Here is a 13,265-nt window from a genome sequence, read left to right on the forward strand (position 1 = left end):
GACCGCATGGCCCCGCCTTTTGTTTGTGCCAACGTGCTGCGCGCCTCGCCGCGCGGTGAGGCGAGGGCGCTTACCGATACTTGTCGGCGTTGATCTCGCGCCAGCGGTCGAGCCGATACCATTTGGTCAGGACATGCTTCACACCGCGAAGCACCGGGGTTCCGGCGTGGATGGTGCGATCGTTCGGCTTCCCGTCGCGTCCCATGTTGTTCCAGATCACCAGCGTGCCGGGCACCGGCGGGATCGCGACGCCCAGCTTCGTGAATTCGGTCTCGCCGCCTTCCTCGGGCGTGTTCAGGAACAACATCGCGGTCCAGCTGCGCTGCCCGCCGCGCGGGGCCTCCTGCTGCCAGTAGGCCTGCCCCTGATGGAAATAGTCGTGATGCGGCTTGTACTGCTGCCCCACCTGATAGCGCTGGCCCTGGATCATCTCCGAATGGGCATCGTCGATCCCCATCAGCTCGGAAATGCGCGCCTCGATCCCCGCCGTCTGCTTGTCGCGCATCGAGAAGTAGTGCGTGAAGCTGGTGCGGAAGCCGTCAGGGTTCGGCCCCTTGAACAAGGTGGAGGGCGTCGCCTCCTTGTCGATCGCGCGCACCAGCTTGCGGCATAGCGCCGGGTCGGCAAAGCCGGGCAGGGTGAACAGGTCCGCGCCTGCACATATGACACGCTCGACGCCGGGCGTGCTCTCCAGCCGCGCCATGACCGTGCGCCCGACCTCGGCCAGTCGCTCGGGATCGGCGAACTGGGCGGTATCGTCGGTCATCGTGCGCGCCAGCCGGTGGAGCGGCCCGGACTTGTCGGACTGGAGCAGGGCGGAGAGGAACGGCAGCTTGGGCATCGGGCCGCACTATAGCGGCTGGGCCGCGTTTGTCGCGGGTGTGTGTTTCCGGGTGTCGTCATCCCCGCGTAGGCGGGATCCAGTTGCGCACTACATGTAATAAGCCGCTACGACCGGGCCGACCGTGGTCCACTCTGGATCCCCGCCTGCGCGGGGATGACGAAGGAGGGGGCTGTCGCGCGCGGCCTTCGTCAGGCTCAGGCTGAGCGGGTATTTGGGAGAAAAAGGAGGGGACGCCAGCCTGCTCTTCCCCACAAAAAAGCCCCGCCCGGCGTGTGCCGGACGGGGCTTTTTCTGTTTCAGGCCTTAGCGCTCGAAGCGGATCAGGCCGCCAGCTTGCGCAGCACGTACTGCAGGATGCCGCCGTTCATGAAGTACTCGACTTCGTTGGCGGTATCGATGCGGCACAGCGCGGTGAAGGTGAAGGTCGAGCCGTCCTTGCGGGTGACTTCGACTTCCACGTCCTGGCGCGGCTTGAGGCTGGCAACGCCCTTGATCGTGAACGCGTCGTCGCCGGTCAGGCCAAGCGACTGGCGGGTGTCGCCGTCCTTGAACTGGAGCGGGAGCACGCCCATGCCGACCAGGTTTGAGCGGTGGATGCGCTCGAAGCTCTCGACGATGACGACGCGAACGCCCAGCAGGTTGGTGCCCTTGGCGGCCCAGTCACGCGACGAGCCGGTGCCGTATTCCTTGCCGGCCACGACGACCAGCGGCGTGCCGTCGGCAGCGTGCTTCATCGCGGCATCGTACACGGCCATGGTCTCGCCGTTGTACGACGAGAAGCCGCCCTCGGTGCCGGGAACCATCTCGTTCTTGATGCGGATGTTGGCGAAGGTGCCGCGCACCATGACGTCGTGGTGGCCACGGCGCGAACCGTAGGAGTTGAAGTCCGCCTTGGCGACCTGACGCTCCATCAGCCACTTGCCCGCCGGGCTGTCGGCCTTGATCGAACCGGCCGGCGAGATGTGGTCGGTGGTGACCGAGTCGGCCAGGATCAGCAGCGGCTTGGCGCCGATGATGTCCGAAACCGGTGCCGGGGTCATCTCCATGCCCTCGAAGTAAGGCGGGTTGGCGACGTAGGTCGACGCGGCCTTCCACGAGTAGGTTTCCGAACCGGTGACGTTGATCGCCTGCCAGTGCTCGTCACCCTTGTAGACGTCGGCGTAACGGGCCTGGAACATGGCGCGGTCGACGCAGGCGTTCATCGTCTCGTTGACTTCGAGGTTGGTCGGCCAGATGTCCTTGAGGAACACGTCCACGCCGTCCTTGCTCACGCCGATCGGGGTGGTGGTGAAGTCTTCCACCACAGTGCCCTTCAGCGCGTAGGCGACGACCAGCGGCGGCGAGGCCAGGAAGTTGGCGCGCACGTCCGGCGAGACGCGGCCTTCGAAGTTGCGGTTGCCCGAGATGACCGCCGAGGCGACGAGACCGTTCTCGTTGATCGCCTTGCTGATCGGCTCTGCGAGCGGACCCGAGTTGCCGATGCAGGTGGTGCAGCCGTAACCGACGAGGTTGAAGCCGATGTTGTCGAGGTGCGACTGCAGACCGGCCTTGTTCAGGTAGTCGGTGACGACCTGCGAACCCGGTGCGAGCGAGGTCTTGACCCAGGGCTTGGGCTTGAGGCCCAGCTCGTCGGCCTTCTTGGCGACGAGGCCTGCTGCCACCAGAACCGAGGGGTTCGAGGTGTTGGTGCAGCTGGTGATGGCCGCGATCATCACGTCACCGTCGGTGATCGAGAAGTCCTTGCCTTCGACCTGCACGGTCTTGGGCGCCTGCTTGTAGGTCTCGGCCATGTCCTTGTTGAATACGTCGTCGACGTCGGTGAGGATCACCTTGTCCTGCGGGCGCTTGGGGCCTGCGAGGGTGGGGACGACGGTCGACAGGTCGAGTTCCAGCGTCGAGGTGAAGATCGGGTCGGCTGCGCCCGGCTCCATCCAGAAGCCCTGCTCCTTGGCATAGGCTTCGACGAGCGCGATCTGGTCTTCCTCGCGGCCGGTGAGGCGCAGGTAGTCCAGGGTCTTGTCGTCGATGCCGAAGAAGCCGCAGGTGGCGCCGTATTCCGGGGCCATGTTGGCGAGCGTCGCACGGTCGGCGAGGGTCAGCGAGGCGAGGCCCGGACCGAAGTATTCGACGAAGCGGCCGACCACGCCGTGCTTGCGCAGCATGGCGGTGCAGGTGAGCACGAGATCGGTGGCGGTGACGCCTTCCTTCAGCTCGCCCACGAACTTGAAGCCGACGACTTCGGGGATCAGCATCGAGACCGGCTGGCCGAGCATCGCGGCTTCCGCCTCGATGCCACCGACGCCCCAGCCCAGCACGCCGAGGCCATTGACCATGGTGGTGTGGCTGTCGGTGCCGACGCAGGTGTCGGGATAGGCGACCAGTTCACCGTTCTGGTCCTTGTCGGTCCACACGGTCTGGGCGATGTTTTCCAGGTTCACCTGGTGGCAGATGCCGGTGCCCGGCGGAACGGCGTAGAAGTTCGAGAGCGACTTGGAGCCCCACTTGAGGAAGTCGTAGCGCTCCATGTTGCGCTGGTACTCGATCTCCATGTTCTCTTCGAACGCCTTGGGGTGTCCGAATTCGTCGACCATGACCGAGTGGTCGATCACCAGGTTCACGGGAACCTGCGGGTTGATCTTGCTGGTGTCGCCGCCGAGCGCCTTGATGCCGTCGCGCATCGCGGCAAGGTCGACCACGCAGGGAACGCCGGTGAAGTCCTGCAGAAGAACGCGGGCCGGGCGATACTGGATCTCGTCACCGGTGGTGGGGTTCTTCTGCCAGTCGGCGACGGCCTGAATGTGCTCGACTGCGACGGTGAAGCCGCCATCCTCGAAGCGGAGCAGGTTCTCAAGCAGCACCTTCATCGAGAAGGGAAGCCGCGAGACGTCGCCGATCTTTTCGGCAGCCTTCTTGAAGGAGTAGTAGGCGATCTGCTTGCCGCCGACTGTCATGGTGCTGCGGGTGCCGAGCGTATCCTGTCCGACCTGGGTCATGGTGGGCTTTTTTCCCTTCTTGATTATGCCTGCCGCGACAGACCGGAAACCCCGGTTCCGTGCTGCACTGCGACAGGCGGATTCGTCGCCCCGCCGATGCGCGCTCCGGCGCCTCAGGTCAAGGGGGGCGCGTCGGGTGCAGAAGCGGGCGCGACCCCATCGTGGGACGGCTTGCCCCGTGTGCCCACCCAGCAGCCCAGCACGATCAGCACGGTTCCCGCGATCGTGAGGCTGTCCACCCGCTCATCGAACATCAGCCAGCCGAGCAGCGCGGCCCAGAGGAAAGCGGTATATTCGATGGGCACCAGAACCTGCGCTTCGGCACGGGCATAGCCCCATGACAAAAGCATCAGCGCGGCGGTTGCCAGAGCCGCTGCGGCGAGGATATCGGCCCATGTTCCGGGCTGCGGCATGGTCCAGAGAAATGGCGAGAAAACAAGGAAAATCAGGGTTACGCCAAGGTTCTGGAACAGCGCGACTTCCACCGGCCCCGCCACCAGCGCCTGCTTGCGCTGGACCGCCAGATTGGCGGCGTAAAAAGTTGCAGACAGAAGTATTGCGATCACGCCTTTCAGGCTCTCGACATCGGCATGACCGGTGCCGAGACGGCCCGAGGCGATCACGACCACGCCGAGGATTCCGAGCAGCGAGGCCCAGATCGCACGGGGGCGGATGCGCTCTCCCAGCATCGCAGCGGCAAAATAAAGTGCAAGGATAGGTGAGATAAATGAAATCGCCATGCCCTCGGCCATCGGCAGCCGGACGAGGCCGTAGAAGAACAGCGCGGCCATCGCGGATGTGAGAAGGGCGCGGAAGGCGTGGACGCGCAGCAGCACGGCCAGCGTGGGCATGGGGCGTCCGGCGGCCAGCCACAGTGGCAGGGTCAGCAATGTTCCCAGTATGTTACGGCCCAGAAGCGCGCTGTAGACACCCACCGCCAGCGAGGCGCTCTTGATCGCGGCGTCCATGCCGCTGAACGTCGCGATACCGGCGATCACGGCCAGAACCGCCGCCAGAGTGTGCGGCTGCGGGGCATGGAGGCGGGGGGCAGAGGCAGTCATCGCCGTTGCGCATTGTCGGGGAGAGGCGGCGGCTGCAAGCGATTCCCGAGCCCGCTGCAAGCGATTCATCGCAAGGTCAGGACGAATGCTTGAAGATCACGGGCAAACGGGGCTAAGTCGGCCGCAACGGCGTCTTTTTACCGTGCGCCAAGGCTCTTGGCGGAGCGTATCTGGCGGGGGCGGGAACGCACCGCCGTCCGGGGCATTTTGACCCCATAACATTTGGGCAGGTTTCTTCGATAATGGCAAATTTTGTTCGGGCAGTGCGGTGCGGTTCGCTGATGGCGGGGTCTGTTCTGGCCCGCAAGGTGATTCCCGCGCTGACCGTGACCGGTCTCGTGGCACAGCCGCTGGTGGCCGAGGCCGCGACTCAGCGCCAGCCGGCGGACCTCCTGCCCCAGCAGATGTCATCGCCCGAGCCGACCGCGACCGCCACGCCCAAGGCGAAGTCGGGCAGCGCGAAGGCCGCTCCGGCTGCGGTGGCGACGCCTGCTCCGATCGAGACCTCGAAGCCCGTGGTCCAGCCGCTTCCGGCACCGGGCACCCCGGAAAGCGCCAATGGTCAGATCGTGCCCGTGGTCGAGCCGGTGATGTCGTGGACGGTGGCGGACGCCAAGGCGCTGCTCAAGCTGATCCGCGGGATCGGTTCGGAAGGCCTGATCCCGGCGGATTACCAGCCCGATGCGCTCAACACCGCGATCATGGGCGGGGCGGGCGACGCGCTCGACCAGCAGGCGAGCCGCACCTTCGGCTGGCTGATCGAGGATCTGCGCGACGGGCGCACGCCGATGACCGATCGCGTGCAGTGGTTCGCGGTCGATCCTGATCAGGACACCACGCCGACCGAACAGGTGATGGCGCAGGCGCTGTCCAGCCATGACATCGCCGGGGTGGTGAGCGAACTGGCGCCGACGATCCCCGACTACCAGATCCTCAAGGACGCGCTGGCCGCCACGCCCAAGGCGCAGGTCGCCAAGCGCGCGCTGATTCAGGCGAACATGGATCGCTGGCGCTGGCTCAAGCGCGATCTGGGTGACGTTTACCTCATCACCAACATCCCCGAGTTCCAGCTGCGCCTGACGGTGAAGAACAACATCATCCGCACCTACAAGACGGTGGTGGGCAAGCCGGGACGCACCGCGACGCCGCAGCTGGCCGAGACGGTGACGGACGTGGTGTTCAACCCGACGTGGACAGTGCCGCAGTCGATCTCGAAGGGTGAAGGGCTCGCCGCCAAGGTTGCCGCCAATCCGAACTGGGCGAAGAACAACGGCTACAAGCTGGTCCAGAACGGCACCGGTCCGGCGTGGGTGGTGCAGCAGCCCGGCCCGAACAACGCGCTGGGCATGATGAAGATCGACATGCCCAACCCGCACGCGATCTATCTCCACGACACGCCCGCCAAGTCCTACTTCAACGCCAAGGTCCGCGCGTTCAGCCACGGCTGCGTGCGTACCGAGCGCGCGGTGGAGCTGGGTATGACGATGGCGATCCTCGGGGCCCAGATGGACCCGGAAAAGGCGGCGGAGATCTCGCGCTCGGGCAAGTACACCAAGGTGAACATGACGCGCACCTTCCCGGTGTACCTTGTCTACTTCACCTATGCCCGCAACATCGACGGCACGCTGACGCAGTTCGACGACCTCTACGGTCGCGACAAGCCGGTGCTCGACAGCTTCAAGGCGCCGCGCCAGCTCCACACTACCCAGCGCGCCAGCGACGAGGCGGTGATCAAGCTGGATAACCCGCTCTGATCAGGCAGTTACGATACAGATTCTATTCTTCGTCATTCCCGCGCAGGCGGGGATGACGAAAGGGAGGGCGGCGTTACAGTGCTGAACGCCGCCTTTGCCTTTTTCGGGGCGACGTATTCCCTCACTTCAGCAGCATCCATCACTTCAGCAGCATCCAGAGGGCCATCGCCACCATCATCACGTTCTCGGTGAGCGAAACGAAGCCCAGCGGCACGTTCGAACTGCCGCCGACGCAGGCGCACTTCAGCTCGCGCTTCTGGATGTAGACGGCGTAGAACACCGAAACGGCGCCGATGCCGCCGATCACCAGCGCGATGGGCGCGGCCACGAAGGTCAGCGCGCCCGAGATCATCAGCACCGCCGCCAGCGCCTCGGCAAAGGGATAGATCTTCGCATAGGGCACCCAGCGTCGCGCGAGCAGATCATAGCCCAGGAACATCGTCGAGAAGCTCTCGATATCCTGCAGCTTCTGCGTGGCGAGGATCGCCATGGAATAGGCGATGAACCATTCGCCCGCGCGCATCGTCAGCAGCGCACCCGAAGTCGCCCAACTGGTCGCCAGCGCCATCAGCGCGGCCATCGCGAAGATGGCGAGGACCGGGCGGTAGCTGGTCGCCTTGGGATCGCGCACCGGTTTGCCCAGGAACCGGCGCAGGTCGTCATGACCGCCGATCCGCTCGCCGTTGATGAAGGTCTGCGGCGTGGTTTTCACGTCGTGCTCGCGCTTGAAGGCGTCCACCTCGTCGCGGTTGCGCAGCCAGTGGTCCTCGACCGCATAGCCCTGTTTTTCGAGCAGGTACTTCGCCCGCAGACCCCAGGGGCAGACGTGCTTGTCGAACACCATGCGATAGAGCCGGGCGACGGGCTTGCCCGAAGGCGCGGCTGAGGCGGGGGAAGTGGCAGCAGTGGTCATCGTTTCACCTTCTCGAACAGGTCGACGAGTTCCGCGAACTTGGCGGTCTGCGCCGCCGGATCGCCCGAAGCGATCGCCTCGGCCACGCAGTGCGCGGCATGTTCGCCCAGAATTTCGCTCTCGGCCTTGCCCAGCGCCGCCTTCACCGCCTGCAACTGGTGCAGCACGTCGATGCAGTAGCGCTGGTCGACCAGCATCTGCTGAAGCCCGCGCACCTGTCCCTCGATGCGTTTCAGCCGGTTGATGGTGCGGGTGCGGTCATGATGCATGATGAGAACTCGTCGTTTCACCGGGTTTTTAAAATACCCATGGGGGTATTTGGGGAGGGGCCGCACAAGTTCAAGGCCTTTGCACAGCGGCGTTGCATGAAGTGTCGTCCGTCGGCAGAATGATATCGGGTGTGGTGGGGGCCGGAGTGGCGAATGTAACGACGGCGCTGCTGCTCGGCGCCACTTACGACGGCAGCGTGAAGCATTGCGTCATCAACTATGCGCTGGTGGCGGCGGGTGTCGGCCTTCACACGGTGCCGGAAGCATCGCCGGTCGATCAACGCGGGGGCTGGGTGCCGCTTGCCGTTGTTATCGCCGTGTTGCAGGTGTCGCTCTGGCTGGTGATGAATGCCGCGGGCGTCTCGCTGGTATGGTCGGCCCTATATGGCCATGCCTTTGCCGGTACAGGTGGCCGTGGCAGGCCTTTGCGTCTGGCATTGTTGAGCGCCGGCGCGCTGGGCCTTGTCTATTACGCCGTCACCTTCCCGCCGGTGACGACGGTGGCGCACCTGCTGGCGGCGTTGATGGGGGCGGGCTGGTTCTGTGGCTGGCGGTCGATCGAGGGGCGCAAGCTGTCCGCCTGACGGCGCCGGACCGCCTTCGCCAGTTCTCGCGGCCCCTCAGTTCTCGCGAATAGCCTGCAGGAACGCCTCGCCATAGGCATCGAGCTTGTAGGCGCCGACGCCGCCGATCGCAGCCAGATCGCTGCGGCTGGCAGGGCGCGTCTCGGTCATCTCGCGCAAGGTGGCGTTGGAGAAGATGTGATAGGGCGGCACGCCCGCTTCGGCGGCAAGCGAGCGGCGCAGTTCGCGCAGCGCCTCGAACAGCGGATCGCCGAACGGATCGGGGCCATCGTTGCCGCCGCGACTGCCGCGCTTGCGGCGTTCGCTGCGCGGCGGCACGACGATCATCACGCTCGCCTCGCCTTTCAGGATATCGCGTGAATCGCCACCCAGCGCGAGGCCGCCGTGCTCGGTCGGCACCAGACTGCCGCGCGCCTGCAAAGCGCGAGCGAGCGGCTTGAGCAGCGGGCGCTCGTCTTCGGTCAGGATGCCGAAGACCGAGAGCTGGTCATGCCCGCGCTGGAGCACGCGGTCGTCGCTGACGCCGCCGAGGACTTTCTCCAGATGGCCGAGGCCAAAGCTCTGCCCCGTGCGATAGACCGCCGAGAGCAGCTTGCGCGCGAGTTCGGTGACATCGTTGACCGATGGGGGCGTCAGGCAGTTGTCGCAGTTGCCGCAGGTGGCGGGCGGTTCCTCGCCGAAGTGGCGCAGCAGCACGGCGCGGCGGCAGGCGGCGGTCTCGACCAGTCCGGCGAGGGCATCGAGGCGCTGGCGCTCGCTGGCTAGGCGATGCGGCTCGATCTCGGACAGGCGCTGGCGGGCGCGGGCAAAGTCGTCCGCGCCCCACAGCATGATCGCCACCGAGGGATCGCCGTCGCGCCCGGCACGACCGGTCTCCTGATAATAGCCCTCGATCGACTTGGGGATGCCGGCATGCGCCACGAAGCGCACGTCGGGCTTGTCGATACCCATGCCGAAAGCGACGGTCGCCACCATCACCATGTCTTCCGAGGCCACGAAGGCGGCCTGGTTGCGGGCGCGCACTTCGGGGGAAAGCCCCGCGTGATAGGGCAGCACCCGGCGGCCGGTGTCGCGGGCAAGCCCCTCGGCCAGTTGCTCCACACGGGCGCGGGTGGAGGCATAGACGATGCCGGGGCCGGGGTTCTCGTCGAGCACGGCCTTCAGCTGGCGCTGCACGGTCTCGCGCGGGCGGATCGCATAGCGGATGTTCGGTCGGTCGAACCCGGCGACGATCAGCCCGTCCTCGGCGATGCCCAGCTGCGTCAGGATATCGGCGCGGGTGTGACGGTCCGCCGTCGCGGTCAGCGCGAGGCGCGGCACGTCCGGAAAGGCATCCAGCAGCGGTTTGAGCAGGCGGTAGTCGGGCCGGAAATCGTGGCCCCATTCGGAGACGCAGTGCGCCTCGTCGATGGCGAAGAGCGCCACGCGCGCGCGCGACAGCAGTTCGCGGAAATGCGGCTGGCTGGCGCGTTCGGGGGCGACGTAGAGCAGGTCCAGTTCGCCCGCGCGAAAGGCGCGCATGGTGGCATCGCGGTCGGTATCGGCGCTGGTGAGCGCGGCGGCGCGGATGCCGTTGGCACGGGCCGAGCGCAACTGGTCGTGCATCAGCGCGATCAGCGGCGAGACGACGACGCACGTGCCGTTCAGCAGCACGGCGGGCAACTGGTAGGTCAGCGACTTGCCCGCGCCGGTCGGCATCACCGCCAGTGTCGAGCGGCCTTCGAGCACGCGGCCAACCACCTGATCCTGCACGCCGCGAAAGCCCGAGAAGCCGAAGGTCTCGTGCAGCGCGCGCGAGACATCCTCGGGCGAGGGCGGCGGCCCGGCTTCGAGGATGGGGGCAGGGGCGAAGTCTTCGTAGTCGGCCACCGGCGCCCAGCCGTGGTCGCTGCCGTCATCTTCGGCGTACCAGGAGGTGGCGTCTGGCCAGTTGTCGTCGTTCTCGTGCTCGGTCACGGAGGCAGCCTATGCCAGATGCGCCGGGGCGATGGGAAGGCGGTGCAGGCGGTCATGCCCCGAATTTGCCGCCCTCTTTTTCGGTGCTCTTTTCCGGCACCTTTACCCGCTGCTTCGGGTGCGATCCGGTGTTGCCCGGATGCCGCATTTTGCGCGGGCTGTTATGCCCATGCCGAAACTCGGGCACTTTTCGCGGCCATGGGAGTTTTACCAAAGACGAATGGACAACAGGGAGTCTTGCTTATGTCTGCCTACGTTTTCCGCAGCAGCCGCCCGCACGAGTCGGTGCTTCCTCGTTCGCACCGCGATGCGCACCAGCGCCTCAATACCTATGGCCCGATCCAGCCGATGGACCAGCCCGCCGGAATCCTGCGGCGCCTGTTCGGTCGGGGATGAGAAGAGATCCTGCCGCACGAGCCGAGTCGGGTCGCACCACTTTCGTTCGGGTACGGCAAAGGTAAATTTTAAACGATTGCATCCCTCGTCGATCCGCGCTCTCGCCCGTTAGGCGCGGCTTTGCGCTGACGCGTCCAGAACGCCTTTCCAGAGGCGGCGGGCGATTCTCTCCCGTCGTGCAGGAACGGGAGTATCGCGTTATGGGTATCGACTGGAACGGCGCCTTTGTGCGGCGCCAGGAACTGCATGCGGCATGGCTGGACGAGCAGGCCTTTGCCGAAGATGCGCGCGCCGTGAAGGCGCTCGCGCGTCAGATGGGACGAGACACCGCGTCGGCGCTGGACGAACTCGCCGCGCGCGGTCTGGCCTCGGCGCTGGAGGTGCTTGCGATGCAGGATGCCGCCGCCGAACTGTAGTCCTGAAATCGTGGCCTTAGAGGCCATTTGAGAAATCGCGAAAGAGCGATTTCAGAGGCGGCACCGGCCCACGCCCCCACCCTGCCACCCAACGGTAGTATCCTGCGGGTGGCAGGGTGGGGGCGCCAAAAAGCAAAAAGGGGGCCGGTGCCGCGATGCGCCGTCAGGCGCATTCTCAAACGGGCTCTTAGAGGCCCGCGCTCAGCAGCCACTCGTGAAAGATGCGCACGGGGCGGGTTTCCAGCGCCTTGGGGCGGCAGATGAACCAGTAGCGATAGGGGCTGTCGACCTCGATATCGTAGAGGCGGGCAAGCCGGTCGTCATGCGCGCGGCGGAAGTGGTCGTCGTGCATGATGGCGATGCCAAGGCCCTGCGCCGCCGCTTCCAGAACCAGCTGACCCGAATTGAAGCGGTCGACCGAGGCGGCCTCCAGCTTGTTCATGCCGATGGCGGTCTTCCACGCATCGAGGCTTTCGGGCAGGTCGTTGTGGATGAGGAAGGTCTGCTTCGACAGCTTCTCGCGATCGGGAACCGGGCCGATCGCCTCGGCCAGCTCGCGCGAGACGATGGCGTAGACCTTGTTGTGATCGAGTTGCACCTTGTAGAAGGCTGGGTCCGGCTCCTTCGAGAGGATCACGGCGGCATCCAGCGTATCGCCGACGCGGCCTTCGAGGTTCGATCCGGTGTCGATGTCGATGTGCAGGCGCGGGTGCAGCTTGCGCAGTTCGGGCAGGCGCGGGAACAGGCGCTGGCCGCCGAACAGCGCGGGCACGCCCAGATGCAGGCGCAGCACCTGACCGCGATCGATCTGCGATTCCACCGCTTCGGCCAGCTCTTCCAGCTTGGGGCCGACGACATTGTAGAACGCCATGCCTTCGTCCGTCAGCTTCATCGCCTGATGCTGGCGTGTGAACAGCCGCTTGCCGGTGAAGTCCTCCAGCGCCGCGACCCGGCGCGAAAGCGCGGAGGGGCTGAGCGCGAGTTCGTTGGCAGCCGCCTTGGCCGATCCCAGACGGACCACACGGACGAATGCTTCAAGAGCGCGAAGGGGGGGGAGGCGACGAACGGGCAAGGTCTGTTCTTTTCTTCCGCTGGGCACCCGGTGAAGGGCGCACGTTTCAGGTTTGGGGGTCTCTCGCCAAATCGTCCTCGGGCGGATGAAGCCTGAGCCGGGAGACGTGGCGCTCGTTGCCGTCGATCACCTCGATACGCCAACCGCTGTCATGCTCCAGGATCGTGCCGACCTCCGGGACTTTCTCCGCGAGGACAAAGGCCAGTCCGCCCAAAGTGTCAACTGCTTCCTCAACTTCGGCGAGCCGGGTGTCTATTCTTTGCGCCACTTCTTCGAGTTCGACGCGGGCATCGGCCTCCCACATGCCGTTTTCCAGCGGCACCAGCAGGTCTTCGGGGGCATCGTCGTGCTCGTCCTCGATATCGCCGACGATTTCCTCGACCAGATCCTCGAAGGTGACGATGCCGTCGGTGCCCGAATATTCGTCGATCACCACGGCCAGGTGGGTGCGGCGCGCGCGCATGTCGGCCAGCACGTCGAGCGCGCCGCGCGCCTGCGGCACGAACAGCGGCTGGCGCATCAGCACGGTCCAGTCGGCGGGCGGCGGCGCCTTGCGGGCGAGGATGGGGAACACGTCCTTGATGTGGATCATGCCGCGAATCTCGTCGAGCGTCTCGCCATAGACCGGCATGCGGCTGTGGCCGTGCTCGGCAAAGGCCTCGATCACTTCGTCCCAACTGGCCGAGGCGGGCAGGGCGATGATCTCGCCGCGCGGGATCGCCACATCGTCGGCATCGTGTTCGGAAAAGTGCAGGAGGTTGCGCAGCATCTGCCGCTCGATCGGCGAAAGATCGCCCGATCCTGCGACTTCCGGAGTCTCGTCGCCCTCGTGATCGTCGATCACCTCTTCGAGGCGGGCGCGCAGCGACTGGTCGGCATCGGACTGGAAAAGCCTGCGGAAGACACGCCAGAGCGTGCCGCTACTGTCCGGTTCTCCCGAGCCGGTCTCGGTGGTGCGGCCATTGTCGGCCATGGTGATGGAAATCCCCTGTAGAAGTGTCAGTTTC

12 protein-coding genes are annotated in these 13,265 nt (G+C 65.7%); 4 read left to right on the forward strand and 8 right to left on the reverse strand.

Annotated features, from left to right (window positions below; genetic code table 11):
• Window positions 1-70 precede the first annotated feature (70 nt).
• The 3 genes from CI805_RS04325 to CI805_RS04335 all read right to left on the reverse strand — a co-directional run bounded on the left by CI805_RS04325 (window position 71) and on the right by CI805_RS04335 (window position 4,898).
• Window positions 71-841, reverse strand: coding sequence for a prolyl hydroxylase family protein (locus tag CI805_RS04325; protein ID WP_260926583.1), 771 nt, complete (start codon window positions 839-841; stop codon window positions 71-73).
• Between the two features lie 323 nt (window positions 842-1,164).
• Window positions 1,165-3,837 carry an aconitate hydratase AcnA gene (gene acnA / locus CI805_RS04330; protein ID WP_260926586.1) on the reverse strand — a complete coding sequence of 891 codons (2,673 nt, stop codon included), beginning with the start codon at window positions 3,835-3,837 and terminating at the stop codon, window positions 1,165-1,167.
• Between the two features lie 113 nt (window positions 3,838-3,950).
• Complete coding sequence (locus tag CI805_RS04335) at window positions 3,951-4,898, reverse strand: DMT family transporter (RefSeq protein WP_260926589.1); 948 nt, start codon at window positions 4,896-4,898, stop codon at window positions 3,951-3,953.
• Between the two features lie 281 nt (window positions 4,899-5,179).
• Between CI805_RS04335 and CI805_RS04340 the strand changes: the two genes are divergently transcribed.
• Window positions 5,180-6,652, forward strand: coding sequence for a L,D-transpeptidase family protein (locus tag CI805_RS04340; protein WP_260926592.1), 1,473 nt, complete (start codon window positions 5,180-5,182; stop codon window positions 6,650-6,652).
• A 139-nt stretch (window positions 6,653-6,791) separates the two neighbouring features.
• Here the strand turns inward: CI805_RS04340 and CI805_RS04345 are convergent, their stop codons facing one another.
• Both CI805_RS04345 and CI805_RS04350 read right to left on the reverse strand, forming a co-directional pair.
• Entirely contained in the window at window positions 6,792-7,565 is a 774-nt protein-coding gene (locus tag CI805_RS04345) for a MauE/DoxX family redox-associated membrane protein (RefSeq protein ID WP_260926594.1), read from the reverse strand.
• Window positions 7,562-7,834 (reverse strand): metal-sensitive transcriptional regulator, encoded by a 273-nt coding sequence (locus tag CI805_RS04350; RefSeq protein ID WP_260926596.1) that lies wholly within the window; start codon window positions 7,832-7,834, stop codon window positions 7,562-7,564. Before CI805_RS04350 ends, CI805_RS04345 begins: the two co-directional genes overlap by 4 nt.
• Window positions 7,835-7,980: 146 nt before the next feature.
• Here CI805_RS04350 and CI805_RS04355 point away from each other — a divergent pair, with 146 nt between their 5' ends.
• On the forward strand, window positions 7,981-8,418 hold the full coding sequence (locus CI805_RS04355) for a hypothetical protein (RefSeq protein WP_260926598.1): 438 nt from the start codon (window positions 7,981-7,983) through the stop codon (window positions 8,416-8,418).
• A gap of 36 nt (window positions 8,419-8,454) precedes the next feature.
• Here the strand turns inward: CI805_RS04355 and recQ are convergent, their stop codons facing one another.
• Entirely contained in the window at window positions 8,455-10,254 is a 1,800-nt protein-coding gene (gene recQ, locus CI805_RS04360) for a DNA helicase RecQ (RefSeq protein ID WP_260927802.1), read from the reverse strand.
• 363 nt (window positions 10,255-10,617) lie between these two features.
• Between recQ and CI805_RS04365 the strand changes: the two genes are divergently transcribed.
• The gene (locus CI805_RS04365) at window positions 10,618-10,770 is read left to right on the forward strand and encodes a hypothetical protein (protein ID WP_260926600.1); all 153 of its coding nucleotides are present in this window, start codon (window positions 10,618-10,620) and stop codon (window positions 10,768-10,770) included.
• A gap of 200 nt (window positions 10,771-10,970) precedes the next feature.
• A complete protein-coding gene (locus CI805_RS04370; RefSeq protein WP_260926603.1) occupies window positions 10,971-11,186 on the forward strand; it encodes a hypothetical protein in 216 nt (71 codons plus the stop codon).
• 187 nt (window positions 11,187-11,373) lie between these two features.
• Here CI805_RS04370 and CI805_RS04375 read toward each other — a convergent pair whose 3' ends face one another.
• Both CI805_RS04375 and CI805_RS04380 read right to left on the reverse strand, forming a co-directional pair.
• Window positions 11,374-12,258, reverse strand: a complete 885-nt coding sequence (locus CI805_RS04375; protein ID WP_260926606.1) for a LysR substrate-binding domain-containing protein — start codon at window positions 12,256-12,258, stop codon at window positions 11,374-11,376.
• Window positions 12,259-12,304: 46 nt separating this feature from the next.
• A complete protein-coding gene (locus CI805_RS04380; protein ID WP_260926608.1) occupies window positions 12,305-13,231 on the reverse strand; it encodes a hemolysin family protein in 927 nt (308 codons plus the stop codon).
• Between the last annotated feature and the right edge of the window lie 34 nt (window positions 13,232-13,265).

The sequence above is a fragment of the Novosphingobium sp. 9 genome, from assembly GCF_025340265.1.
Classification (GTDB): Bacteria; Pseudomonadota; Alphaproteobacteria; order Sphingomonadales; family Sphingomonadaceae; genus Novosphingobium.

What these genes read in the sequence shown, in the direction of transcription:
- CI805_RS04365 (WP_260926600.1), top strand. Translation starts at nt 10,618, where the DNA reads ATGTCTGCCTACGTTTTCCGCAGCAGCCGCCCGCACGAGTCGGTGCTT.
- CI805_RS04325 (WP_260926583.1), bottom strand. Translation starts at nt 841, where the DNA reads ATGCCCAAGCTGCCGTTCCTCTCCGCCCTGCTCCAGTCCGACAAGTCC.
- CI805_RS04340 (WP_260926592.1), top strand. Translation starts at nt 5,180, where the DNA reads ATGGCGGGGTCTGTTCTGGCCCGCAAGGTGATTCCCGCGCTGACCGTG.
- CI805_RS04335 (WP_260926589.1), bottom strand. Translation starts at nt 4,898, where the DNA reads ATGACTGCCTCTGCCCCCCGCCTCCATGCCCCGCAGCCGCACACTCTG.
- CI805_RS04380 (WP_260926608.1), bottom strand. Translation starts at nt 13,231, where the DNA reads ATGGCCGACAATGGCCGCACCACCGAGACCGGCTCGGGAGAACCGGAC.
- CI805_RS04345 (WP_260926594.1), bottom strand. Translation starts at nt 7,565, where the DNA reads ATGACCACTGCTGCCACTTCCCCCGCCTCAGCCGCGCCTTCGGGCAAG.
- CI805_RS04350 (WP_260926596.1), bottom strand. Translation starts at nt 7,834, where the DNA reads ATGCATCATGACCGCACCCGCACCATCAACCGGCTGAAACGCATCGAG.
- CI805_RS04370 (WP_260926603.1), top strand. Translation starts at nt 10,971, where the DNA reads ATGGGTATCGACTGGAACGGCGCCTTTGTGCGGCGCCAGGAACTGCAT.
- acnA (WP_260926586.1), bottom strand. Translation starts at nt 3,837, where the DNA reads ATGACCCAGGTCGGACAGGATACGCTCGGCACCCGCAGCACCATGACA.